We start from the raw sequence: 24,545 nt of genomic DNA on the forward strand, positions 1-24,545 counted from the left end.
CATGGAGTGATATAATAAGCAATTGCTAGAATTCTAATTTAGCGAGATTTTTTTATTTATGTAAGGAGGGCTTTTTTCTTTTTTCAAAGCTTTAAATTTACATAAAAAAGTCTAGTTAAGCAGTCGGCTTAAGAGTATTATGAAGGAGTAATTTATAGTGCAATATCATAAAGAGTTATTTGGTAAAACTGAACGTGTTAGCTTTTCTAAATTTCCTCAAGTTCTTGATTTGCCAAACTTATTAAAGGTCCAAAAGGACTCTTATAAGTGGTTTATTGAAGAGGGCTTAGGAGAAATTTTAGAAGATATTTCCCCAATCGAAGATTATAATGGCAATTTAATACTTGAATTTGTTGGATATGATTTTGACGATGAGACAAAGTATACAGTTGAAGAGTCAAAATATAAGGATACAACTTATTCTAGAGACCTTAAGGTAAGAGCTAGGCTTATCAATAAGGAAACCGAAGAAGTTAAGGAACAAGAAGTATTTATGGGGGATTTCCCTATGATGACAGACTCAGCTACTTTTGTAATAAATGGTGCAGAAAGAGTTATAGTAAGTCAGCTTGTTAGGTCTCCTGGAGTATATTATGCATCAGAGCTTGATAAATCAGGAAACAATATGTACTCTTCAACAGTTATTCCTAATAGGGGAGCATGGATTGAGTTTGATACAGACGCATCCCACACTGTAAATGTTAGATTAGATCGTACAAGAAAACTCCCAGCAACAACTCTTGTTCGTGCGCTATTATTTGATACAGATGAAGAAATAATAGAAGCCTTGGGAGATACAGAACACTTAAGAAATACACTCGAAAAAGAAAATTCAGAGTCAAGTGAGGAAGCCTTAATTGAAATTTATAAAAAATTAAAGCCAGGGGATCCTGCTAGTCTTGAGTCTGCTCAAAATTTAATAAATAATCTTTTATTTGATGATAGAAGATATGATCTTGCTAAAGTAGGTAGGTACAAATACAACAAGAAGCTTGCACTAAATGAAAGGCTAATAGACCAAGTAGCTGCAAGTGACGTTATAGATGATGAAACAGGTGAACTTTTTGTTAAGGCAGGAGAAAGAATTGATAGACAAACTGCTTTAGATATTGAGGCAAGTGGTATAAATGTTGTTGATATCATTGTCAAACAAGAAAATGGTGAAGATAAAGAGCTAAGGATTTGTGGAAACCATTTTGTTTATCTTGATTCATTTGAAGAATTAAAAGATGTTGACCTATCTAATGTAGAATTATCAGAAAAAGTTTATTATCCAGTAATGAGAGAAATTTTAGATAATAACGAAGATAAAAAAGACATCTTAAATGAAATTGAAAAGAGAAAGAAAGAATTATGTCCTAAAAATATAGTTAAAAGTGATATTCTTGCTGCTGTAAATTATCAATTTAACCTATTTGAAGGTATTGGTAATGTTGATGATATAGACCATCTAGGCAATAGAAGAGTAAGAGGAGTAGGTGAGCTTTTACAAAATCAATTTAGAATAGGTCTTGCACGTATGGAAAGAGTTGTTAGAGAAAGAATGACAACTCAAGATCCAGATCTTGCAACACCACAAGGACTTATAAATATTAAACCTGTAACAGCAGTTATAAAGGAATTCTTTGGTTCAAGTCAGCTTTCACAATTTATGGATCAAACAAATCCAATGAGTGAGCTTACACATAAAAGAAGACTTTCAGCTTTAGGACCAGGTGGACTTTCAAGAGATAGGGCAGGAGTTGAAGTAAGAGATGTACATGATTCCCACTATGGAAGAATATGTCCAATAGAAACTCCAGAAGGACCAAATATAGGACTTATAACTTCCCTTACAACTTATGCAAGAATTAACAAATATGGTTTTATAGAAACTCCTTATAGAAAAGTCGGAAAAGATGGTTATGTAACAGATCAAATAGATTACCTAACAGCTGATGTTGAAGATAATTACATCATAGCTCAAGCTAATGAGCCACTAGATGATGAGGGAAGATTCATTAACGATCGTGTATCAGGTCGTGGTATAAATGGTGAGAATGATATTTATCCAAGAGAAACAATAGAATATATGGATGTTTCTCCACAACAGATTGTATCAGTAGGAGCAAGTTTAATACCATTTTTGGAAAATGATGACTCTACTCGTGCTCTAATGGGTGCTAACATGCAAAGACAAGCAGTTCCTTTAATAAAGACACAAGCACCAATAGTTGCAACAGGTATAGAACATAGGGCTGCAAAAGACTCAGGCGTTTGTGTAGTAAGTAAAAATGCTGGTGAAGTAGTATATGTTGGAGATGAAAAAATCAGGGTTAAAAGAGACTCTGATGGAGAAATAGATTATTATAGACTTCTTAAATTTAGACGTGCTAACCAAGGTACAACTATTAACCAAAGGCCAATAGTTAAACTTGGAGAGCATGTAGAAGAAAATGAAATCCTTGCTGATGGACCATCTACAGAAAATGGTGAGCTTGCCTTAGGTAAGAATATTCTTATAGCTTTTACAACATGGGAAGGATATAACTACGAGGATGCTATGCTTTTAAATGAAGAGCTAGTAATGGATGATGTCCTAACATCAGTTCACATAGAAGAGCATGAATGTGAAGCACGTGAGACAAAACTTGGCGCTGAAGAGATCACAAAAGACATTCCAAATGTTGGTGATGACATGAAGAAAAACCTTGATGAAAATGGGGTTATTAGGATAGGTGCCGAAGTTAAAAGTGGAGATATACTTGTAGGTAAGGTATCTCCAAAAGGAGAGACAGAACTTTCACCTGAAGAAAGACTTTTAAGAGCAATCTTTGGAGAGAAAGCTCGTGAAGTTCGTGATACTTCACTAATAGTCCCTCATGGAGAAAATGGTATTGTAGTTGATGTAAAAGAATACAACAAAAAAGATGGAGATGAACTTTCACCAGGAGTAAATAAGGTAATAAGAGTTTATGTAGCAACCAAAAGAAAGATTATGGTTGGTGATAAGATGTGTGGTAGACACGGTAACAAGGGTGTTGTTTCAAGGATTATGCCAAGAGAAGATATGCCTTTCTTACCAGATGGTACGCCTATCCAAATCTGCTTAAATCCACTAGGTATCCCATCACGTATGAATATAGGACAAGTTTTGGAAGTTCATATGGGTCTTGCTGCAAGAACTATGGGATGGAAGATAGCAACTCCTGTATTCGATGGAGCTATGGATACAGAAATAGAGGAAGTATTAGAAGAAGCACAAAAGATTGCTCCATATGTAAACAAAACAGGGAAAATTAGACTTCGTGATGGAAGAACAGGTGAAGAATTTGAAAATCCAGTAACAGTTGGAGTTATGTATATGCTTAAACTTCACCACATGGTAGAAGAAAAAATCCACGCAAGAAGTATAGGACCATATTCACTAGTAACCCAACAACCTCTAGGTGGTAAGGCACAATTTGGTGGACAAAGATTTGGAGAGATGGAAGTATGGGCTTTAGAGGCATACGGAGCAAGTCATACCCTCCAAGAAATTCTTACAGTAAAATCAGATGATGTTACAGGAAGAGTTAAGACATATGAAGCAATTGTCAAAGGAGAAAATGTTCCAGAACCAGGTACACCTGAATCATTTAAGGTGCTTGTAAAAGAACTCCAATCTCTAGCTTTGGATGTTGAGCTTTTAGATGAAAATGGAGAAGTAATAGAAATTAAAGAAAATATAGATGAGCAAGATAAGTTCTCACAAGTGGAAAAGATTGATGCTGCAAAGATTAGAAATCAATCTAAAAAACTTGCAGGACTTGCTTCAAAGGCAAAATCTGAAAATGATGAGGAAGTATCAGAAACTGAGACTAAAGATGCCAAAGATTCTACAAGTCAAGGTTTAACAGAGTAAGGGGGGTTTTTTGTCAGAATTACAAGAATTTGGTGCTATGAGGATGAAAATAGCATCTCCTGAAAAAATTAGATCATGGTCTCATGGTGAGGTTAAAAAGCCAGAAACTATCAATTATAGAACACTAAAACCTGAAAAAGATGGCCTGTTCTGCGAGAAGATTTTTGGACCTACAAAAGACTATGAATGCTCTTGTGGTAAGTACAAGAGAATAAGATACAAGGGCGTTGTTTGTGAAAAATGTGGCGTTGAAGTAACAAAATCTAAGGTAAGACGTGAAAGAATGGGACATATAGAACTTGCTGCCCCAGTAAGCCATATTTGGTTTTTCAAGGGAATACCTTCAAAAATGGGTCTTTTACTTGATATGAGCCCAAGAGTTCTAGAAAAGATTCTTTACTTTGCATCATATGTAGTAATCAATCCTGGTGAAACTGAATATTATGAAAAACAAGAATTATCAGAAGCTGAATACTCAGAAGCTCTTGATAATTATCCAGATGATACAGAATTTCAAGCTGAAATGGGAGCAGATGCTGTTAAGAAACTTCTAGCTAAGATGGATCTTAAAAAAGAATATGATTCCTTATTGAAAGAACTTGAAGATGCTAAGGGACAAAAGAAAATAAGAATATCAAGAAGACTTGAAGTGGTAGATGCCTTTCTAACAAGTGGTAACAAACCAGAATGGATGATTCTTGATGTGCTTCCAGTCATGCCACCAGAGCTAAGACCAATGGTCCAACTTGAAGGTGGAAGATTTGCAACAAGTGACTTAAATGACCTTTACAGAAGAGTTATAAATAGAAATAATCGTCTAAAAAGACTACTTGATATTGGAGCTCCAGAAATAATTGTAAGAAATGAAAAGAGAATGCTTCAAGAAGCAGTTGATGCTCTAATAGACAATGGTAGAAGAGGTCGTGCTGTAACAGGAGCTTCAAATAGAAATATGAAGTCTCTATCTGATTTACTTAAGGGTAAAAGTGGTAGATTTAGACAAAATCTTCTTGGTAAAAGGGTTGACTATTCAGGTAGATCTGTAATAGTAGTAGGACCAAATCTTAAATTTAACCAATGTGGCCTACCTCAAGAGATGGCTCTTGAATTATTTAAGCCATTTATTATGAATAAGGTTGTAGAAAATGAAATGGCTCACAATCTTAAATCTGCAAAGAAAATGGTGGAGAAGAAGGATCCAAGAGTTTATGAAATCTTAGAAGAAGTTATAAAAGATCATCCAGTACTTCTAAATCGTGCCCCTACACTCCACAGGCTTGGTATCCAAGCATTTGAACCAGTACTTGTAGAAGGTAAGGCAATTAAGCTTCATCCACTTGCTTGTCCTGCTTTTAATGCGGACTTTGACGGTGACCAAATGGCTATTCATTTACCTTTATCAAATGAGGCACAAATAGAAGCAAGACTTTTAATGATGTCTACAAATAATATCCTAGGTCTTAAAGATGGTAAGGCGATTACAACACCATCCCAAGATATGGTACTTGGAGCGTATTACCTAACAACAATAAAGGAAGGCGCAAAGGGAGAGGGAATGACCTTTGCAGACATTTCAGAGATGAAAAAAGCCTTACTTAACCACAATGTAACCCTACAAACAAAAGTTGGAGTTAGGATAAAAAAAGATAAAAATGACCCAGGAAAGATTGTAAATTCATCAGTAGGTAGATTTATCTATAATGAAGGAATTCCACAAGATTTAGGTTATGTAAATAGAAAAGAAGATCCTTATTCTCTTGAAATTGATCAAGTTACCTCATCAGGTGTGTTAAAAGATATAGTAGATCGTTGCTTTAGAAAGCATGGAAATATAAAGACTGCATCAGTTCTTGACTACATTAAGTCTACAGGGTATAAGTATTCAACCCTATCAGGACTTACAGTTTCAATGTCAGACGTTACAATTCCTCATCAAAAATGGGATATAGTATCAAAGGCTGATCAAGAAGTTGATAAGTATGAAAAACTTTATAGACGTGGTTTTATAACAGACAATGAAAGATACGAAAAAGTTATAGACATATGGAGAGAGGCAACAGATGACGTTACAGCTGCCCTTCTAGATGAACTTAAATCTGATAACAACATTAAGATATTTGCTGACTCTGGTGCCCGTGGTTCTACAAACCAAATCAGACAGTTAGGCGGTATGCGTGGTCTTATGTCAAGGGCTGATGGTAAGATTATAGAAATTCCTATAAAGGCTAACTTTAGGGAAGGTCTTTCAGTACAAGAGTACTTTATCTCAACCCATGGTTCACGTAAGGGACTTACAGATACAGCCTTAAGAACTGCAGACTCAGGTTACTTAACCAGAAGAATGGTAGACATATCTCAAGATGTTATAGTTACAGAAGAAGACTGTGGTACAGATGGATATGTAGTGGCTCATGAGTTTAAAGATGGTAATGAGCTTATAGAAAACCTATATACAAGAATAGTAGGACGTACATCTTTTGAGGAGATAAAAGATAGCGAAGGCGAAACAATTGTAGCTAAAAATCAAATTATTGATGAAGAAAGAGCAGAAAAAATTGTAGCTGAAGGTATCAAAGAAGTTAAATTACGTTCAGTACTAGAATGTAAGTCAAAACATGGAGTATGTGAAAAATGCTATGGTAGAAATTTAGCAACAGGTAAGAAAGTGAATATAGGTGAAGCTGTAGGAATTATAGCTGCCCAATCAATTGGTGAGCCTGGTACACAACTTACAATGAGAACATTCCACTCTGGAGGTATAGCAGGTGTTGGAATTACTCAAGGTCTTCCAAGAGTTGAAGAGTTATTTGAAGCAAGAAAACCAAAGGGACTTGCATTCATAGCTGAAAACTCAGGTACAGTATCACTTATTAAAAACGAAAAGAAAACAGATGTAGAAATACTTTCAGAAGATGGTTATTCTAAAAAATACAATATACCATATGGTGCAAGACTTCTAGTTGGAGAAGGAGACGTTGTAGAAAAGGGACAACAACTTACAGAAGGTTCTCTTGATCCACATGATGTACTAAAAGTATTAGGCAAAATCGGTGTTCAAGACTACATCACTAAAGAAGTACAAAAAGTATATAGGCTTCAAGGTGTAGAAATTGATGATAGACATATAGAAGTAATAACTAAGCAAATGCTTAAAAAAGTAAAAATAGAAGAAGCAGGAGATACAGACTTCTTGCCAGGTTCATTACAAGAGATAAGAGATGTTCGTATTGTAAATGAAGAGATGGAAAAAGAAGGCAAGAAAAAAGCTGAATACAGCCAAGAGCTTCTAGGAATAACCAAAGCATCACTTGCAACAGAATCATGGTTATCAGCAGCATCCTTCCAAGAAACAACAAGAGTTCTTACAGATGCTTCAATCAAGGGCAAGGTTGATGACTTGAAGGGACTAAAAGAAAATATAATCATAGGAAAGTTGATACCAGCAGGTACAGGTATGAAAGTTTACAATGACTTTGATATAGACTATGAAAATAAGGATTTAGAAGATGCTCAAATAGCTTTGAATATAGAAGAAGTAAAAAAAGCAGAGGCTGAAACTGAACAAAATCAATAATTAATAAAAATACTATGGACTAGTAATTTGCTCCATAGTATTTTTATTTTGTATTCTTTAGACCTAAATAATAAAATACTTGCTATTGATTGTTAAATAAAAATTTAAAAGAATAAAGGAGAAATAATGAGTATAAAATATATATGTGCATATATCAATACATAGTATATATTTAATTAACACATTAAATATATACATTTAATTGACACGAAAAATAAATAATGATATCTTTAATCTAAGAAAGGATTCATACATGAACTGACTAATATAAGAAATAGATTAAAGGAGAAAATCTTATGAAAAAAATTAAAAATTTATTTTCGATTTTTATGATAACGTTTTTGTTTCTTATGATGGGGACTTCTTTGGCAGCAAATACTGGCGACACATCTTGGTCTTTTAATTTTGGAAGGACAAATTTTAATCTTTATACTCCTTCTAGGGAAAAACAAGATGCATCTCCTATATACTTTTATGTAAATAATATAAGTGGGGATACTTTAAAAGCAAGGGCCTTAGCTGGAAATAAACAAGTTACATCTTATGCACCTGTATATTATATAAATAAGGGAGGAAAGTACTGTATTTCTAGCAATATACATGAAGATGGTTACAGAACAGCCCTAGTGCATGGATCTAAATATAGTACATTTTCTACACTATCAGCATCTGGATTATGGTCTCCTGATTCTTGGTCCTGTGGTTGGTAAAATTTAAGTTAATACTAAGTCAGTTCATGTATTAATATATTTTTATGAAAAAGAAATTTACTTTTATATTAATTTTAATAGTGATTATATTTTCATCATGTAGTAATGATGACTATCAGAATGAAAAAAACCAAAATATAGAAAAAAGTTTATCTAATATGGACAAAGAGGATGCTGAGCTTTTAGAAAATATCTATAAAGCAAATCCCAAACAAGCTTTATATTACAAAACTTATTATGAAGATGGAAGTTTATTATCAGAAAACATGAATGTAAATTGGGATGATAAAAATATTTCTTATATGAAAAATTATTATAATCCTAATAAACCAATTGAAATAGTTTATCTTTTTAAAGGAAATAAAGCCTTATATATAAATATAATAGAAAATAAATTTTATAGAGGGAAAATTTCTGATGATTCTGATTTTGTAAAGGGTTTGAGTCGCAAGTACCCTGATATTTCAAATTTATATGATAATTTAATGGATAATAATATAAGTTCTATAAAAAAAGAAGATGATGGGATAAGAATTGATTTGTCTGATGGAACTTATAGGATTTATAATAGTGATTTTATAATGACAAAAGCAAGCACTATTAGTGAAGGTGCACAAAATACCATAATTTTAGATAGAAAAGATTCTAATTTGGATAAATTATATGAAGATTATGAAAATATGATATCTTCAATGCAAGAAGTTGAAAGCTTGGAGGATATAAAATAATGAAAAAGAAGATTCTTATATCTTTAGGTTTTATAGTTTTAATTTTTTCATATATTTTTCTTTATCAAAGGGCTAATGCAGGATATCCAAGCAAGTCTAAGATAGAGGAATATTCTTACAAAGATAATATTGATTTAGGAGATATTGAAGTAAAAATATATAATAGAAAGATAGAAAATTTTGGAGGTAGGAAAGCTCTTCGTGTAGATATTGAATATATGAATCAAAAAAATGATATGAATATAGTACAATTAGGATATGCATTTAGTTTATATCAGGATTTTTCTTCATGTATAGTTCAGAATATAAGAGAATCTGAAAAGCAAGAACTTATATTCGAACCGACTTATAATTTAAAAGATTTAAACATAAAAAAGGGAGAGAAGAAAAGGTATGCTTTTTATTACTGGATAGAAGATAAGGGTGATTATAAGAATGCCTTATTAATAAGTATCAATACTTACTTAGATCAATATAAAAAAGAATATAAAAAAGGAAATCTATACTATAAGACAATTGACCTAGGAGATGTTTATGATTAAAGAAAGTTTTTATAGATTTTTTAAAAGAAAAAGGTTTTTCTTTACTATTTTCATAATAATTTTAATAAATTTAGTGGATATTTTACCTAGAAGAAAAGCTATAATTTTTAATGATAAGCTTATAGTACAATCATCTTTTCTTGAAAATATTATGATAAATGGTTCTCTTGGTAACGCTATTATCATGTTTGTTTTTTTATCTTTTATTTTAGCAAGTTTACCTATGGCAGATTCCTTTGTTGAAGATAGGGAAAGTGGTATATACAAGACATATATGCTTAAAATAACAGATAAGGAATATACAGTCAAAAAATTTTTGATAAATTTTGTATATGCAGGTTTAAGTGTTAGCCTAGTTTTACTTATAAATATTGCAGTATGGCTTTTACTAAGACCAAGCCTACCTATAACTTACTATAATACTACATTCAACAATGATTTATTTTTGATAAAGCTCATAGTAAAGAGTCCTTTGCTTTTTTATTTAGCTAGTATATTTATAGATTTTATTATAGGAGGAATTATAGGCTCTTTTGCTATGTTCTTAAATGATATATTTAAGTCTAAATATCTTGGAATAGGCGGTGTTTTTATACTTGATATAATATTGGATTTACTAATGTCCATATTGAGAAGTAGGTTCGAGATTTTTAACAACTTTTTGAGTTTGAGCTCTTTTCTTAATGGGGTAATAATAAAACATAGTTTTTCAAGTTTTATATATCCTTTGCTTTTATTTTTAATATCTTGCCTTTACTTTTTAATTTTTAAGAAAAATAAGGAAATAATATGAGTGGATTTTTTAGAGAAATAGACTTGCTTTTAAAAAAAAGCAAAAAAATTATGATTTTTATGGGAATTTATCTAATTTTATTAATTCTTATAACATTTGGGGCTTTTAATGAAACTCCACCTATAGAAGTTTTTATTGAGCAGGCATTTAAAGATAATGGAAATTTTATTGATTTCAATAATTTCATACTTCCAATTTCATTTTTTGTAATACATTTTGTACCAGTCTTTGGAATATCTGAAATATTTTACAAGGATCACATAGAATTCGGAACTTATATAATGCCTAAATTTAAAAGCAAAAGACAATATTTTCTTGGGAAAATTTTAGGAGCAAGTATATTCAATGTATTTATTGGCTTGTTGTTTTTTTCAATAATTTTATTATATCTTTCTTTACAAGGTAAAAATGATCTATATCTTATGAAAGGTTTTGTGAGAGTTGCTATTTTCTATATATTAGAAAATATTTTATTTACTAATATGATTTTTATGATAGCCTTATTTACAAAATATTTATTTGCATTGTCTGTATTTATAATAAATCTCCTTATTGCAATCCTATCTAACGTAAGATTTATCCTAGGGCAAGGATCACTTATTATGAAGCAAGATTTTTATGGAGGAGAATTCGACTTGAAAGTAAATTTGCTGTTTATCTTAATTTACTTTATAATTATTATTTTATTATTATATTTTTTGCCAAAATATTATGATTACTATGGGAGGGAAGAATGATAAAAGTTACTAAAGCTTTTAAAAAGATTGGATCAAATCAAGTATTAAGTGAAATAAATCTAGAACTTGAATCAGCAAAAGTATATGGTTTTCAAGGGGAGAATGGTTCAGGAAAAACAATGTTATTTAGGGCGATTTGTGGTTTTATTAGACTAGATAGTGGTTGTATAGAAATTGATGATTTAATAATTGATGGAAATGCGATTTATAATGATATAGGATTGCTTTTAGAAAATCCGTCCTTTATAGATGAACTTTCAGGTTTTAACAATTTAGCAATGATAGCATCAATAAGAAAAATTGCCGACAAAAATAGAATAATAGAAGTCTTGGATAAAGTTGGTTTAAAACATGCTATGAATAAAAATTATAAGACTTATTCACTTGGGATGAAACAAAGATTAGGACTTGCAAATGTAATATTAGAAGATCCAAAGATATTAATATTTGATGAACCAACTATAGCTTTAGACCAAAAAGGAGTGGATTCTTTAATAGATATAATAAAAGAAGAAAAAGAAAAAGGAAAAACAATATTAGTATCTTCTCATGAAAAAAATATAATAGAAGAGCTTTGTGATAAGATTTTTTTTATGGAAAATGGTATCTTAAGTGAAATTAGTTAAGAAATTTTAATTGTTTAAAGTTTTATATAAATTGTGAAATACTAGATGGATAATTTTTGTATTAGCCCTAGATTATTGAAGTAAATATGAAAATTGTTAAAAAATATAAATTAATAATAGCAATACATGATATATTGTTTTTTATAATTTCAATGTTATTAAAGGTTGTAAAGTCCAAAATCTTGCATAAAATTACTAGTCCAATATCTACTATTTCATTCTAATATATAATTTATAAGATATAATCCAATCCTCATTGATATAAATGAGGATTTCGCCTATTAGTTTAATATCTGATTCTTCATTAGCGAATATTTTTATTGCTTTTTCAAGTCTTCTAATTTCTTTAGTCTTTCTAAAGAAATTATCAATTCAAGTCTATTATTAATCATATCATTTATCAATTATGAAAAAAACATCTTATCTATAATTTTCTCTTGACTTTATATAAACTAATTCTACAAGTAAATATGGATACTTCATTATACTTAGGTCATTATTTCTCCATAGCTTAACCTCTTTTTCAAGATATTTAGCTAGTGATGATACAAATAATTTAGAATATGTTATTGTACATATATTCTCTATTACTTTAGATGCTTTCCTAGTAGATACTCTTTGGATGTACATTTCTAATATAGTAATAGCAGTGTTTTTTAATTTTTCTGGTATCATTCAAAGACTTTTGTGGAGAATTTTCCATATAATTTCAACTTACGAGTTAATTAAAATTTGAATATCTTCCTGATTAATTGAAAAATGTAATTGAGTCATTTGATACCTCCTAGTTTATTTTTTTAGTTAAAAACATTGTACTAGTTAAGCTTTCAAATGACATTTTCTTTTGACACAATTATATGGACTTTATCTATATTGCTTTGACATAGATGGGAAAATGTTTTACAATTATAAATAAATTAATATATATATGCTAAAATAATAATTAAAGATGTGTATTTTTAGCTTTATATTTTGAAGTTAAGAGTTTTATATTTTTTATTTTAAAAGCTTTAAGTTTTAGCTAAAAAGAGGATTATATGAAAACAATTAAGGGAAATTTTATATTTGATAAAGAAGAAAATAAAGAAAAGATTGATGAATTTAAGAAATTTATTGAAAAAAATAAGGACAGAAAAGGACCATTGATGCCAATTTTGCAAGAAGGTCAAAATGTTTTTGGATATTTGCCAGAAGAAATATTAAAGCTTATTTCAAGTAAACTAAATATTCCTTTGGCTGAGATTTATGGAGTGGCTACCTTTTATTCGCAATTTACATTTATACCTAAGGGAAAAACAGATATACATATATGCCTTGGAACTGCTTGTTATGTAAAGGGTGGGGCAGATATTTTAGAGGAGTTTGAAAAAAGACTTAATATAAAAAAAGGGGAGACAACAGAAGATAGAAAATTCTCAATATCTGAAACAAGGTGTTTAGGAGATTGTGGGAAGGCTCCTGTTGTTGAGATTAATGGTAAGCAGCTTGCTCACTTTACTAAAGAAGATGTTAAAAAAGTTTTGGAAAAATATAAGTAGGCGATAAAAATGATTGATTTAGAATATCTTATAAATATAAAAGAAAATACAGAAATAAGTCATCCAGAAAATTTAGATAAAAAAGATGATATTCAAGTTAAAATAGCCTTAAGAAATTTAGGAGTTATAGATCCTAAAAATATTGATGAGTACATAGCAAGAGATGGTTATTTTGCCCTTTATAAGGTGCTAAAAGAGATGAGTCAACAAGAAGTTATTGATATTATAAAGGATTCAAAGCTTAGAGGCAGGGGTGGAGCAGGTTTTCCAACGGGTCGCAAGTGGCAAACTGCCTTTGATTATGATGTTGATAAAAAATATATTATTTGTAATGCCGATGAGGGAGACCCTGGTGCCTATATGGATAGGTCCATACTTGAGTATGATCCACATTCAGTAATAGAGGCTATGATTATAGCAGGATATGCAATTGGTAGTGATGAAGGATTTATATACGTAAGGGCAGAATATCCAAAAGCTGTTAAAAGTCTTAATTATGCTATAAAAGAGGCTAGTGAGAAGGGCTTTTTAGGTGAAAATATTATGGATTCTGGATTTAATTTTACTATAGAACTTAGGTTAGGTTCAGGAGCTTTTGTATGTGGGGAATCAACTGCTCTTATGGAGTCGATAGAAGGTAAAAGAGGGATGCCAAGGGTTAAGATTCACAGAACAGCTTTTAAGGGCTTGTGGCAAAAACCTACCGTAATTAATAATGTTGAAACCTTAGCAAATGTTTGCCAAATTATTTTAAATGGCTCGGACTGGTACAGAAGTATTGGTACAGAAAAATCTCCAGGAACCAAGGTATTTTCTTTAGTAGGAGATGTAAAAAAAAGTGGCCTAATAGAGGTAAGTATGGGAACTAGCCTAAGAGAGATTATATATGATTTAGGCGGAGGAATAGAAAATGATAAAAAGCTTAAAGCTGTACAAACTGGAGGCCCATCTGGAGGCTGCATACCAGCTAAATTCCTAGACAAGTCGGTTGACTATGAGACGCTTAAAGAACTAGATTCCATAATGGGCTCTGGCGGAATGGTGGTTATGGATGAGGATACCTGTATGGTTGATATAGCAAGATTTTTTTTGGAATTTACATGTGATGAATCTTGTGGTAAATGTGTCCCTTGTCGAGAAGGCACTAAAAGAATTCTAGAAATACTCGAAAGAATAGTTAATGGTGATGGAAGAAGTGAAGATATAGACAAATTAATGGAACTTTGTGAATTAACTACAGAAACTTCTCTTTGTGGCTTGGGTAAATCAGCAGCTTTTCCTGTAATTTCAACGTTGAAATATTTTAAAAATGAATACATTGATCATATAAAAAATAAACATTGTACTGCTGGTATATGTAAGAATCTTATACATTTTAGTATAAAAAATAATTGTGTAGGATGTGGTACTTGTAAGAGAAATTGTCCGGTTTCATGTATTAGTGGAAGTAAAAAAGAAATTCATAAAATAGATCAAGAAAAGTGTATTAAGTGTGGTACTTGTCTAGATGTATGTCCAATCAAGCCAAAAGCTGTAGCTAAAGGGTGATTTTATGTGTTATGTAAGTATCAAAATAGATGGTAAAGAAATAAAAGCTCAAAAAGATAGCTTTGTTTTGGATGTTGCTAGAGAAAATGGCATTGAAATTCCAAGTTTGTGTTATGACCCAAGTCTTGAAAAGTTTGGTGGTTGTAGACTTTGTATAGTTGAAATTACAAATAATGGTTGGACAAAGATCGACACTTCATGTTCAACGAAAGTTAAAGATGGTATGGAGATTAAGACAAGTAGTAAAAATTTAATCAAGAAAAGAAAGGGCATTTTACAACTTTTATTAGATTCACATCCAAATGATTGCCTAACTTGTCAAAAGGCAGGGGAGTGTTTGCTTCAAAAATATGCTTATGATTATGATGTTAATTTTAGGGACATTGATGGAGAAAAAAGAGAAAAATTTTATGACTTATCTAGTCCTTATATAATGAAGGATAATGCTAAATGTATTCTTTGTGGGAAGTGTGTATCAATTTGTGGACAAATAGAAGATAGGTCTATCTTATCTTTCGCAAATAGAGGATATGATACATATATTGCTTGTGATTTGGGAGAAGATTTTGCTCATTCATATTGTATATCTTGCAATAGGTGTGTTTCTATATGTCCAGTAGGAGCCTTAACAGATAAGAGGATATTAGGAAAAGTTAGAAGTTTTGATTCTGATAAAAAGACTGTTAAGTGTAAAGTTTGTGAGTTTGGATGTGATTTTGAAATTTATTCAAAAAATGGAAATAATATTGCGGTTATTGCCAAAAAACCAAGTGACGGAAGACCACTATGCCTTAAGGGAAGAATGATGACAGAACTTTTATACTTAGATAATCCTGATACACCTTATATAAAGACAAGTGGAGAATTTATTGAAAGTGATTGGATAACAGTAACAGGATTTAAAAATGTCTTTAAGAAAATTTCAAAATTAGAAAAGAAAAATGAAGGAGAATAATATGAGAGTCTATATAAACGATATAGAATACGAAATAGATAGGCCAATGACTATTCTTAACTTCTGTAAAAAACAAGGAATTGATATCCCAAGCCTATGTTATGATAAAAGAGTTTTACCAAATGGAGCTTGTAGGCTTTGTATTGTTGAAATAGAAGGCTACAAAAATCCTGTCACTTCTTGTTCGGAGAAATTGAAAGATGGAATGAAAATTTATACCCATAGTGAAAAGATAAAATCATTAAGAAGACAAATTCTAGATTTGCTATTTTCAAACCATCCAAATGATTGTTTAAATTGTGATAAGTCAGGTAAGTGTAAATTACAAGATTATTGCTATGAGTATGGAATAGTAAGTGCAACTTTTAAAAATAAAGAAAGTAATTTACCCATAGATAGGACAAACAAATTTTTCACCTATGACCCAAATAAGTGTGTAAAATGTGGTATATGCGTAAGTATTTGCAATAATCTTCAAAATAGTCAAGCCATTAGTTTTACAGGTAGGGGATTTGATTTAATTGTAGAAACGCCATTTAATAAGGGATTTGGAAATAGCGATTGTGTATCTTGTGGAAATTGCGTTTCAGCATGTCCTGTGGGAGCCTTAAATCCTAAAAAGAAATATATAGAGGATAAATTTAGGTATTGGGAAGTTAAAAGGACTCAAACTACTTGCTCATATTGTGGAGTAGGATGCCAGATGAATTTACTTAGTAAGGACAATCGTATAGTAGAAATTGAACCTATAAATACCATACCAAATGATGGATTATTATGTGTAAAAGGTAAATTTGCATATAGATTTATAAATCATACAGATAGACTTACTAAGCCACTTATAAAAAGAAATGGTAAATTTGTTCAAGCTAGCTGGCAAGAAGCCTATAGGCTTATAAAAGAAAAATACTCTAAAATTATGAAAGAAAATGGACCAGATGCTTTCGGAGGTTTTTCATCAGCAAGGTGTACTAATGAAGAAAATTACCTCTTTCAGAAATTTGTAAGAACAGTTTTTAAAACAAATAACGTTGACCACTGTGCAAGACTTTGCCATGCATCTACAGTCGCAGGACTTGCTAATACATTAGGCAGTGGAGCTATGACAAACTCAATAGAAGAGATAGATGGAACTGATGCTTTTATGATAATAGGAACAAATACAACTGAAAATCATCCTGTTATAGGGAGCAAGATAAAAAGAAGGGTTAAAAATGGAGCAAAACTAATAGTTATAGATCCTCGAGAAATTGAACTTGCTAAATATGCAGATGTCTTTTTAAAAATAAAACCTGGCAGCAATATAGCAGTTTTAAACGGTATTATGAATGTAATTTTGAAAGAAAATCTTCATGATATGGACTACATAAATGAAAGAACAGAAGGATTTGAAGAATTTAAAAGAACAATTGAAAAATACAAGCCAGATTTAGTTTCGAAAATTTGTGGTATTGATAAGAATGATTTAATAAAAGCTGCAAGAATATATGCCAAGGCCAATAAGGCAAGCCTATATTATTCAATGGGGATAACTCAACATTCAAGCGGAACAAATGGAGTTATGTCAACATCCAATTTACAGATGCTTACAGGAAATGTTGGATTTGAATCTACAGGGATTAATCCACTAAGAGGACAAAATAATGTTCAAGGAGCTTGTGATATGGGAGCTCTTCCTACAGACTATACAGGATATCAAAAAGTTTTTATAGATCCTGTAAGAGAGAGTATGGAAAGTTTTTGGAAAAGTAATCTTCCAAGCAAAAAGGGTCTTACTTTAACAGAAATGATAAATAGTGCTGGCAAGGGAGATATTAAATTTTTATATATAATGGGTGAAAATCCTATGATCTCAGATCCAGACTTAAAGCATGTTAAAAAGTCACTTGAAAACTTAGATTTTCTCCTCGTACAAGATATATTTTTAACAGAAACAGCAGAACTTGCAGATCTTGTCTTACCTGCCAGCTCTTTTGCAGAAAAAGATGGAACATTTACAAATACTGAAAGAAGGATTCAAAGAGTAAATAAGGCTATAAATCCTATTGGTCAGTCTAAAGCAGATTGGAAAATTATAATGGAGATATCAAATTTACTAGGATATGAAGAATATTATAATTCTCCTAGTGAAATTATGGATGAAATAGCTCTTTGCACCCCATCTTATAGTGGTATAAGTTACAAAAGATTAGAAAAAGAGTCTTTGCAATGGCCTTGTGTAGGCAAAGAACATCCAGGAACAAAGTATATGCACAAAAATACTATGGCAAGGGGAAAGGGGCTTTTTAAAGCTATTGAATATGAGGAAAGTAAGGAATTACCAGATGAGGATTATCCATTAATTCTTACAACCGGTAGAATGCTTTATCAATATCATACAAGAACTATGACAGGGAAAATCGAAGGTTTAAATGAAATAGCAGGGAAATCTTATATAGAAATTTCTCCAAAGACTGCAAAAATTTATAATGTAGAAGATGGTGAAAAAATTAGGGTAAAGTCAAGGAGAGGATCTGTTGAATCTTTTGTAAAAATAACCGAAAAGGTAGAGCCTGGTGTAGTATTTATGCCATTTCATTATGCAGATGGACCTGCAAACCTACTAACAAATCCTGTTTTGGACCCTATAGCGAAAATACCTGAGTTAAAGGTATCAAGTGTTCTTATAGAAAAGATTGAAAGGAAATCTTATGTATAATTCTATAAAAGTAATAAATCTTGCCATGGCTATGGAATTGCATGGTTATAACTTTTACAAAGATAATTCAATAAAAAGTAGAAATTTACAAACAAAAGCAATCTTTGAAAAATTATCCAAAATAGAGCTTGAGCATTATGAATATCTTGAGAAATTGCTCAAAAAATATAAGGATGGAGAAACTGTCAGTGAAGAATTGAATCTACCTGAAGATAAGGGAGAAATCTTTTTCGAAAAAAGAAAAGAAAGTGAGAATTTAGCTCAAAATCTTGAACAATCTATGATTCCAGATATGAATGTACTTCGTATGGCTTATCTCATAGAAGAAGATTTTAGAGATTATTATGATAGTATGTCAAAAAAAGTGGAAGATGAACAATTAAGAGAAATTTTAAGTAATTTTGCTGGATGGGAAGATAATCATGCTAAGATTTTCAAGGATGAGTATGATAGGTTGATGGATAAGTATATGAATATTAGTTGGGGTGGTTAATGGATAAAAAAGAATTGACAGCTATCTTACTTTCTGGTGGAAAATCGACTAGGATGGGAAAAGATAAAAAAAAACTAAATTATAAAGGCTCATTCTTAATAGATACTATTGTAGAAAACTTAGCTAGATATTTTAATGAGATTGTAATAGTAAGTAATGAAGTAGACTTTTTTAAAGATAGGTATAATTCTTATGATAATAATATAATTATAAGGGAAGATATAATAAAAAATATAGGACCATGTGCTGGTTTGTATACAGGTCTTATTTCTTCATCGAATGAAGATAATTTTTTGATGGCTTGTGATATGCCTTATTTTAGTTGTCAATATTTAGAATATTTAGAAAATAAAGAATATAAGAAAGCCTTAGTATATGATAATGGAAAATATTTAGAGCCATTTTTTGCCTTATATAAAAAAGAATTGTTTGAAAATATAAAGATTTATTTAAATAAAGGTAGAAGAAGTATAAATGGATTTTTAAATGAAATTTCTGCATATACGGTTGAATATGAAGAAATTAAAAATATAGAAAATATAAATAAAGTTTTTAGAAATTTAAATTATCCTCAAGATTGGAAAAACTATTTAGAAGAAAATGGAAAAAGATTTGATTAGAAATTTTAAGATAGAAAAAATAAATAAAGATAAATCATTTTTTATGATAGATGAGGTTATAGTTGAAAAAGATCTTAATATTCATATAAAAGATGAGATTATAGCAAGGCTTTTAATAAGTCCAAAAGATATTGAAAATCTAACTATAGGTTATCTTTATAACTTAGGATATATAAGTTCAATTGATGATATAAATTGTATAAGGATAGAAGATAAAGATTCTTATGTAATTTTAAATACACAACTATCAAAAGAAATTGTTTATAATACAAAAATACTTAGAATCAAAAAAAATGACTTATTTAAACTTTCAAAAATCTTTCAAAATAAATCAGAAATTTTCAAACGTACGGGTGGAGCCCATTCTGTAGGTCTCATTAAAGATTGTAAAATAGTTAAATTTGTAGAAGATGTATCTAGGAGCAATGCAGTAGATAAACTTATAGGACATATTTTAAAAGAAAAGATAGATATAAGCGATAAATTTATTTTTACATCTTGTAGGGTGAATGAGCAAATAATAGAAAAAATAGAAAAAGTCGGTTTTTCTTTGATAGTATCTCAATCATCTCCTACAAGTAGGGCAGTTGAAATTGCAAGAAGTAAGGATATAAATTTAATAGGCTTTGCAAGAGGTGAAAGGTTTAATATCTACAATAAGAATAAAAATCTTATTGTAGAATAAAAATATTATGGATTTATTAGATGTAAAAACAATAAATGAAGCTGTTAACCTTCAAGTAAAAGTTATGGAAGAAATTCCATTAAAGAAAAAGATTTTACTTGAAACAAAAAATTCTTTAGGCTATATACTAGCTAGTGACTTAGTATCTAGAGATGATTTGCCTAGTTTTAGAAAATCAACTATGGATGGATATGCAATAAAATATAAGGATAGCCAAGGAGCTAGCGATACTATACCAACAATCTTAAGAATTGTTGAAGAGATAGAAATGGGATTTGAACCCAAGTGTAGGATAGAAAATGGAGAAGCTTCAAAAATCTATACTGGAGGAATGCTTCCTGAAGGGGCAGATTCAGTAATACCAATAGAATTTACAGAAAAATTTTCTAATGATTTAATTTCTATCAATAAGCCCATAGTCTTTATGGATAATGTTATAGATATAGGAGAAGATTCTAGCAAGGGAGATCTTTATCAGAGAAGTGGCAAAATTATAGATCCAGAAACTATAGCAATGGCTGCAAGCTTAGGCTATGATAAGATTGAGGCATATGATAAGATAAATTGCAAAATAATATCAACTGGAGATGAGATTCTTCCAGTATCATCTGAACTCTATCCAGCAAAGACTAGGGATATAAACTCTTATATGCTTTACTCATTGCTAAATTCTATGGGCATAAATGTAGTTTCTATGAAACATTTAAAAGATGATAAAGAGATTATTAGAAAAGAGCTTTTAGAAGATATTGATTTAATAATAGTATCTGGATCATCGTCAAAGGGAAAAAAAGATTTTATACCATTTATAGCAAAAGATTTAGAACCTGGTCTAATATATCATGGTATTTCTATAAAACCAGGAAAACCAACAAGCCTTAGCTTAAATAATAAAACGATAATTCTAGGTTTACCTGGAAATCCAATAAGTGCTTATACAGTTTTTAAATGTGTATTTCAAAAGGCCTACAACAGATATTATAATATAGAAGATAGTCTTAAAATTAAATGCAGATTGGTTAGAAATATTCATGCTAAATCTGCCAAAACCTTGATTCAATTAGTAGACATAGAAAGAAGGGAGGATGAGCTTATCGCCATACCGATATTTGGATTTTCAAATAATATTTCCTTACTAAAGAAAGTTAGGGGATATATTTTAATTGATGAATACAGTGAAGGACTTAGGGAAAATGAATATGTGTGGGTAAGCCTTATTAAATGAGAAATATATATTTAGATACTCAGGAATTAGAAAAAGCTTTAAAGATTTTCCAAGAAAATATATTAAAATTTTTTTATAAACTAGAATCTGAAACTATAAGTTCAAAAGATGCATTTGGAAGAGTAAGTCGAAATGCAATTTATGCAAAATATTCATCTCCTGCCTATCATTCATCTGCTATGGATGGAGTAATGGTAAAAAGTGAGATGACCAAATATGCTAGAGAAAATAGACCATTATTTTTAAAAAATGAAGATTTTATATTTTGTAATACAGGTTCTGCCCTAGTAAAAGGTTATGATGCAGTGATAATGATTGAGGATGTAAAAATTGAAAAAGATGGAATTACTATAATGAAAGCAGTAAATCCTTGGGAGAATATAAGAATACAAGGGGAAGATGTTGTGGAAAAAGATCTCTTATTTACATCATTTCATAAGTTTTCATCGGTAGATCTTTCTGTTCTTATAGCAAGTGGAATAACTGAAGTTGAAGTATTAAAAAAAGTTAAACTAGCTATTATTCCATCTGGAAATGAAATAATTGGAGAAGAAGATGAGCTAAAAATTGGTAAAATTATAGAGTCAAACTCTGCCATGCTTATAAGCATGGCAAGGGAAAATGGAATTGATACATTGCTTTATCCAATAGTAAAAGATAATAAAGATGATATAAAAACAGTCTTAGAAAAAGCCTTAAATGAATGTGATTTTATAACACTTATTGCAGGAACTTCTGCAGGAAGTAAAGACTATGCAAGAGAAGTTTTGGAAGAAATGGGTGAAGTTTATGCCCATGGATTATCAATAAAACCAGGAAAGCCTGCAATATTGGGGAAAATAGGAGAAACACCTTTTGTAGGATTACCTGGTTATCCAGTATCAGCTCATATAATCTTTGATAAAATTGTGATTTCTACAATACTTAAAAAAATGAGAGTAAATATAGAAGATAAGCTAATATTAAAGGCTAAGCTTACTAGGCCAATTATATCATCTCTTAAAAATAGGGAATATATAAGGGTAAAGATTGGGATAGTCGATGGAAAGCTCATAGCAACACCTCTAGATAGAAAAGCAGGAAGCCTATATTCCCTATCAGAATCTGATGGATATGTAATTATAGATAGAAATATTGAGGGTTATAATAGGGGAGATGTTGTAAATGTAAGTCTTCATAGACCTATTCCAAAAAACGTTTTAGAAAATAGGATAGTGTCAATAGGCTCACATGATATAGTTTTGGATGTGATAAATGATTTACTTGCTATAGAAAATAAAAATACAAGATTATCATCTTCTCATGTTGGATCACTTTCAGGTTTTAAGGCCTTAAGTGAAGGGGATTCATTAATAGCTCCTAGCCATCTTTTAGATAAGAATGGTACTTATAATAATGATGCTATAAAGTTATTTTTTAAAAATGAAAAGGTAGGAAAAATAAATGTGGTTGGTCGAAGGCAAGGTATATATGTAGAAAAGGGAAATCCTTTAGGTATAAAAACTATAGAAGATTTGCTTGATAAGACCATGATAAATAGGCAAAGGGGAGCTGGAACAAGACTTTTATTTGATTATTTATTGGATAAGAAAAATATAGATAAATATAAAATAAAGGGCTATGACAATGAAGTAACAACCCATCTTTCAGCAGCTCTTGCTGTAAAAAATAGGGACTGTGACTTTTCTATTGGAGTTGAGTCGGCTGCCATAAAAATGGACATTGACTTTATTTACTTAAAGGATGAAGAATATCAATTTATAGTAAAGGAAAAAAATTTGAAACTTAATTCAATTAAGGACATTATTGAAATCCTTAAATCAAAAAAATTCAAGGATACTATGGAAAAACTTGGAGGATACAATACTGATAAAAGTGGCTCTATAATAATATAAAGGTCTATAATGGGAGTTAAAATATTTTGTATATCAATTTAAAACTTATATAAGATAAAAATCAAACTTGACACAATATTAATTAGTTAAGTACAAGTGGATGCTAGCTATATTTTATAGTAAGCATCCATTTTTTTTATTTCAGCTATTAAAGAATAAATATTATCTTCTTTAAAGTTTTTCATAGAAACTATATTTATTGTTTCCACTATATCTTCTATGTCATTTATGTTTACTGCAAATAAACAAATGCAAATAGAATCAATTATCTTTTTATTATATGAGTAATTGTCTGTTTTTTTCATTTTTTCCAGTGTTTTTATACCATATTTATCTTTTAAAAACTCCCTACCATTAGAAAGGTCAGCATATAATTTATCTCTTCTATCTGATGTTACTTTTTTTACGATATTATCTAAGCTATTAAGACTTAAATCCTTGAAATTGTAGATGTGATTTAGATGATTAAACGAGAATTCTATGCTTTTAGATAAGCCGAAAATATCTATACCATATTGGTTAAGTCTTTCTTTTATTTCTTTTAATTTATTCAAATCGCCTTTTAGATAAGAATCTTTTTTAGAAAATAGGTTACTAGATTCTTCTTTTTTACTCCTTGACTTACATGATATAAAACAGCCTTCACAAGGACTTGAAGATTTTTTATATAAATTTAAGTAGATGGATTTAAGTTTATTTTTTCTTATTGTAATTGATCTTAGATTTTTTTCATATAGAAAATTTGATAGATTTCTAGAGCATCCACGATACTTATCAACAATTAGCCTTGACAATTTATCTCCTCTTTTTGTAGAAGAAGTTATATAAATAGAAGATGTATCATTGCCATATGTATTTTTAAGGTAGGTGAAAGTATCATTATTACTGTTATCATTAGATATTTTATTAAATTTTATATCTGTACCATCTATATATAAGTCATATATTTTATCTGCCTTATTTAGTAGAATCAATGCGTCATAGGAGTTACTTTTTAAAAAATATGAAAAATCTCCTCCTATGCTAGCATATGATTTGATTTTAGAATTTTTTCCTGCACAAATTATATATTTACTAATTGGATTCTTATAGTTAATAAGAGCAGATGTAAAAATAGCCCAAAAATCTTTTACTTGCTTATTTTTATTTATCCAATAAAGACAAAGAGAAATACCTCCCATATAAAAATCACTTACTTGCTTATCTATATATTCAATTTTTTTCTTTTTTTCTTTCAAATCCAAGATTAATAATTTATATAAAGTCATACTTACCTCAAATTCTTTATTTCAAAA

At 30.2% G+C, this 24,545-nt stretch carries 19 protein-coding genes; 17 read left to right on the forward strand and 2 right to left on the reverse strand.

The genetic code is table 11. From position 1 onward, the window contains the following. Positions 1 to 157: 157 nt before the first annotated feature. The 8 genes from rpoB (at position 158) to SOR60_RS01340 (ending at position 11,593) form a co-directional block, all read left to right on the forward strand. Entirely contained in the window at positions 158 to 3,883 is a 3,726-nt protein-coding gene (rpoB, locus tag SOR60_RS01305) for a DNA-directed RNA polymerase subunit beta (protein ID WP_320595000.1), read from the forward strand. Between the two features lie 10 nt (positions 3,884 to 3,893). Beyond that, entirely contained in the window at positions 3,894 to 7,457 is a 3,564-nt protein-coding gene (gene rpoC / locus SOR60_RS01310) for a DNA-directed RNA polymerase subunit beta' (protein WP_154541279.1), read from the forward strand. Positions 7,458 to 7,753: 296 nt separating this feature from the next. Then, positions 7,754 to 8,167 (forward strand): hypothetical protein, encoded by a 414-nt coding sequence (locus SOR60_RS01315; protein WP_176269683.1) that lies wholly within the window; start codon positions 7,754 to 7,756, stop codon positions 8,165 to 8,167. A 44-nt stretch (positions 8,168 to 8,211) separates the two neighbouring features. Further along, a complete protein-coding gene (locus SOR60_RS01320; RefSeq protein ID WP_320595001.1) occupies positions 8,212 to 8,895 on the forward strand; it encodes a hypothetical protein in 684 nt (227 codons plus the stop codon). Continuing rightward, positions 8,895 to 9,437: a DUF5067 domain-containing protein gene (locus SOR60_RS01325; protein ID WP_154541275.1), complete on the forward strand. Its 543-nt coding sequence runs from the start codon at positions 8,895 to 8,897 to the stop codon at positions 9,435 to 9,437. Before SOR60_RS01320 ends, SOR60_RS01325 begins: the two co-directional genes overlap by 1 nt. After that, positions 9,430 to 10,230 carry a hypothetical protein gene (locus SOR60_RS01330; RefSeq protein WP_154541273.1) on the forward strand — a complete coding sequence of 267 codons (801 nt, stop codon included), beginning with the start codon at positions 9,430 to 9,432 and terminating at the stop codon, positions 10,228 to 10,230. The genes SOR60_RS01325 and SOR60_RS01330 overlap by 8 nt, the downstream gene beginning before the upstream one ends. After that, on the forward strand, positions 10,227 to 10,967 hold the full coding sequence (locus SOR60_RS01335) for a hypothetical protein (protein ID WP_154541271.1): 741 nt from the start codon (positions 10,227 to 10,229) through the stop codon (positions 10,965 to 10,967). Before SOR60_RS01330 ends, SOR60_RS01335 begins: the two co-directional genes overlap by 4 nt. After that, positions 10,964 to 11,593, forward strand: a complete 630-nt coding sequence (locus tag SOR60_RS01340) for an ABC transporter ATP-binding protein (protein ID WP_320595002.1) — start codon at positions 10,964 to 10,966, stop codon at positions 11,591 to 11,593. The genes SOR60_RS01335 and SOR60_RS01340 overlap by 4 nt, the downstream gene beginning before the upstream one ends. Positions 11,594 to 12,013: 420 nt before the next feature. On the opposite strand, the gene SOR60_RS01345 is transcribed toward SOR60_RS01340, so the two are convergent. Then, on the reverse strand, positions 12,014 to 12,268 hold the full coding sequence (locus SOR60_RS01345; RefSeq protein ID WP_320595003.1) for a transposase: 255 nt from the start codon (positions 12,266 to 12,268) through the stop codon (positions 12,014 to 12,016). Between the two features lie 362 nt (positions 12,269 to 12,630). Between SOR60_RS01345 and nuoE the strand changes: the two genes are divergently transcribed. From nuoE to SOR60_RS01390, 9 genes are read left to right on the forward strand one after another with little or no spacing between them, the layout of a single operon-like run. Further along, positions 12,631 to 13,131 carry an NADH-quinone oxidoreductase subunit NuoE gene (gene nuoE / locus SOR60_RS01350; protein WP_154541265.1) on the forward strand — a complete coding sequence of 167 codons (501 nt, stop codon included), beginning with the start codon at positions 12,631 to 12,633 and terminating at the stop codon, positions 13,129 to 13,131. A 9-nt stretch (positions 13,132 to 13,140) separates the two neighbouring features. Continuing rightward, entirely contained in the window at positions 13,141 to 14,679 is a 1,539-nt protein-coding gene (locus tag SOR60_RS01355) for an NADH-ubiquinone oxidoreductase-F iron-sulfur binding region domain-containing protein (RefSeq protein ID WP_320595004.1), read from the forward strand. Between the two features lie 4 nt (positions 14,680 to 14,683). Beyond that, positions 14,684 to 15,634 (forward strand): 2Fe-2S iron-sulfur cluster-binding protein, encoded by a 951-nt coding sequence (locus SOR60_RS01360; RefSeq protein ID WP_154541261.1) that lies wholly within the window; start codon positions 14,684 to 14,686, stop codon positions 15,632 to 15,634. 1 nt (position 15,635) lies between these two features. Further along, positions 15,636 to 18,332, forward strand: coding sequence for a formate dehydrogenase subunit alpha (fdhF, locus tag SOR60_RS01365; protein ID WP_154541259.1), 2,697 nt, complete (start codon positions 15,636 to 15,638; stop codon positions 18,330 to 18,332). Further along, positions 18,325 to 18,825: a ferritin family protein gene (locus SOR60_RS01370; RefSeq protein ID WP_320595005.1), complete on the forward strand. Its 501-nt coding sequence runs from the start codon at positions 18,325 to 18,327 to the stop codon at positions 18,823 to 18,825. The genes fdhF and SOR60_RS01370 overlap by 8 nt, the downstream gene beginning before the upstream one ends. Then, on the forward strand, positions 18,825 to 19,445 hold the full coding sequence (mobA, locus tag SOR60_RS01375) for a molybdenum cofactor guanylyltransferase (protein ID WP_154541257.1): 621 nt from the start codon (positions 18,825 to 18,827) through the stop codon (positions 19,443 to 19,445). Before SOR60_RS01370 ends, mobA begins: the two co-directional genes overlap by 1 nt. Beyond that, complete coding sequence (locus SOR60_RS01380; protein WP_154541256.1) at positions 19,426 to 20,130, forward strand: formate dehydrogenase accessory sulfurtransferase FdhD; 705 nt, start codon at positions 19,426 to 19,428, stop codon at positions 20,128 to 20,130. Before mobA ends, SOR60_RS01380 begins: the two co-directional genes overlap by 20 nt. A gap of 7 nt (positions 20,131 to 20,137) precedes the next feature. Next, entirely contained in the window at positions 20,138 to 21,355 is a 1,218-nt protein-coding gene (locus SOR60_RS01385) for a molybdopterin molybdotransferase MoeA (protein WP_320595006.1), read from the forward strand. Then, entirely contained in the window at positions 21,352 to 23,250 is a 1,899-nt protein-coding gene (locus SOR60_RS01390; protein WP_320595007.1) for a molybdopterin biosynthesis protein, read from the forward strand. Before SOR60_RS01385 ends, SOR60_RS01390 begins: the two co-directional genes overlap by 4 nt. A 107-nt stretch (positions 23,251 to 23,357) precedes the next feature. Here SOR60_RS01390 and SOR60_RS01395 read toward each other — a convergent pair whose 3' ends face one another. After that, complete coding sequence (locus SOR60_RS01395) at positions 23,358 to 24,518, reverse strand: aldehyde ferredoxin oxidoreductase N-terminal domain-containing protein (protein ID WP_320595008.1); 1,161 nt, start codon at positions 24,516 to 24,518, stop codon at positions 23,358 to 23,360. Positions 24,519 to 24,545: the final 27 nt, after the last annotated feature.

Origin of the sequence: Anaerococcus porci, from assembly GCF_034090325.1 — a bacterium.
Classification (GTDB): Bacteria; Bacillota; Clostridia; order Tissierellales; family Peptoniphilaceae; genus Anaerococcus; species Anaerococcus porci.

Bases quoted from the DNA above. Each gene is read 5' to 3' on its own strand.
- SOR60_RS01385 (WP_320595006.1), top strand. From the start codon at position 20,138: ATGGATTTATTAGATGTAAAAACAATAAATGAAGCTGTTAACCTTCAA.
- SOR60_RS01390 (WP_320595007.1), top strand. From the start codon at position 21,352: ATGAGAAATATATATTTAGATACTCAGGAATTAGAAAAAGCTTTAAAG.
- SOR60_RS01345 (WP_320595003.1), bottom strand. From the start codon at position 12,268: ATGATACCAGAAAAATTAAAAAACACTGCTATTACTATATTAGAAATG.
- SOR60_RS01340 (WP_320595002.1), top strand. From the start codon at position 10,964: ATGATAAAAGTTACTAAAGCTTTTAAAAAGATTGGATCAAATCAAGTA.
- SOR60_RS01380 (WP_154541256.1), top strand. From the start codon at position 19,426: ATGGAAAAAGATTTGATTAGAAATTTTAAGATAGAAAAAATAAATAAA.
- SOR60_RS01370 (WP_320595005.1), top strand. From the start codon at position 18,325: ATGTATAATTCTATAAAAGTAATAAATCTTGCCATGGCTATGGAATTG.
- mobA (WP_154541257.1), top strand. From the start codon at position 18,825: ATGGATAAAAAAGAATTGACAGCTATCTTACTTTCTGGTGGAAAATCG.
- SOR60_RS01315 (WP_176269683.1), top strand. From the start codon at position 7,754: ATGAAAAAAATTAAAAATTTATTTTCGATTTTTATGATAACGTTTTTG.
- SOR60_RS01335 (WP_154541271.1), top strand. From the start codon at position 10,227: ATGAGTGGATTTTTTAGAGAAATAGACTTGCTTTTAAAAAAAAGCAAA.
- SOR60_RS01355 (WP_320595004.1), top strand. From the start codon at position 13,141: ATGATTGATTTAGAATATCTTATAAATATAAAAGAAAATACAGAAATA.
- SOR60_RS01325 (WP_154541275.1), top strand. From the start codon at position 8,895: ATGAAAAAGAAGATTCTTATATCTTTAGGTTTTATAGTTTTAATTTTT.
- SOR60_RS01320 (WP_320595001.1), top strand. From the start codon at position 8,212: ATGAAAAAGAAATTTACTTTTATATTAATTTTAATAGTGATTATATTT.
- SOR60_RS01360 (WP_154541261.1), top strand. From the start codon at position 14,684: ATGTGTTATGTAAGTATCAAAATAGATGGTAAAGAAATAAAAGCTCAA.
- nuoE (WP_154541265.1), top strand. From the start codon at position 12,631: ATGAAAACAATTAAGGGAAATTTTATATTTGATAAAGAAGAAAATAAA.
- SOR60_RS01330 (WP_154541273.1), top strand. From the start codon at position 9,430: ATGATTAAAGAAAGTTTTTATAGATTTTTTAAAAGAAAAAGGTTTTTC.
- fdhF (WP_154541259.1), top strand. From the start codon at position 15,636: ATGAGAGTCTATATAAACGATATAGAATACGAAATAGATAGGCCAATG.
- SOR60_RS01395 (WP_320595008.1), bottom strand. From the start codon at position 24,518: ATGACTTTATATAAATTATTAATCTTGGATTTGAAAGAAAAAAAGAAA.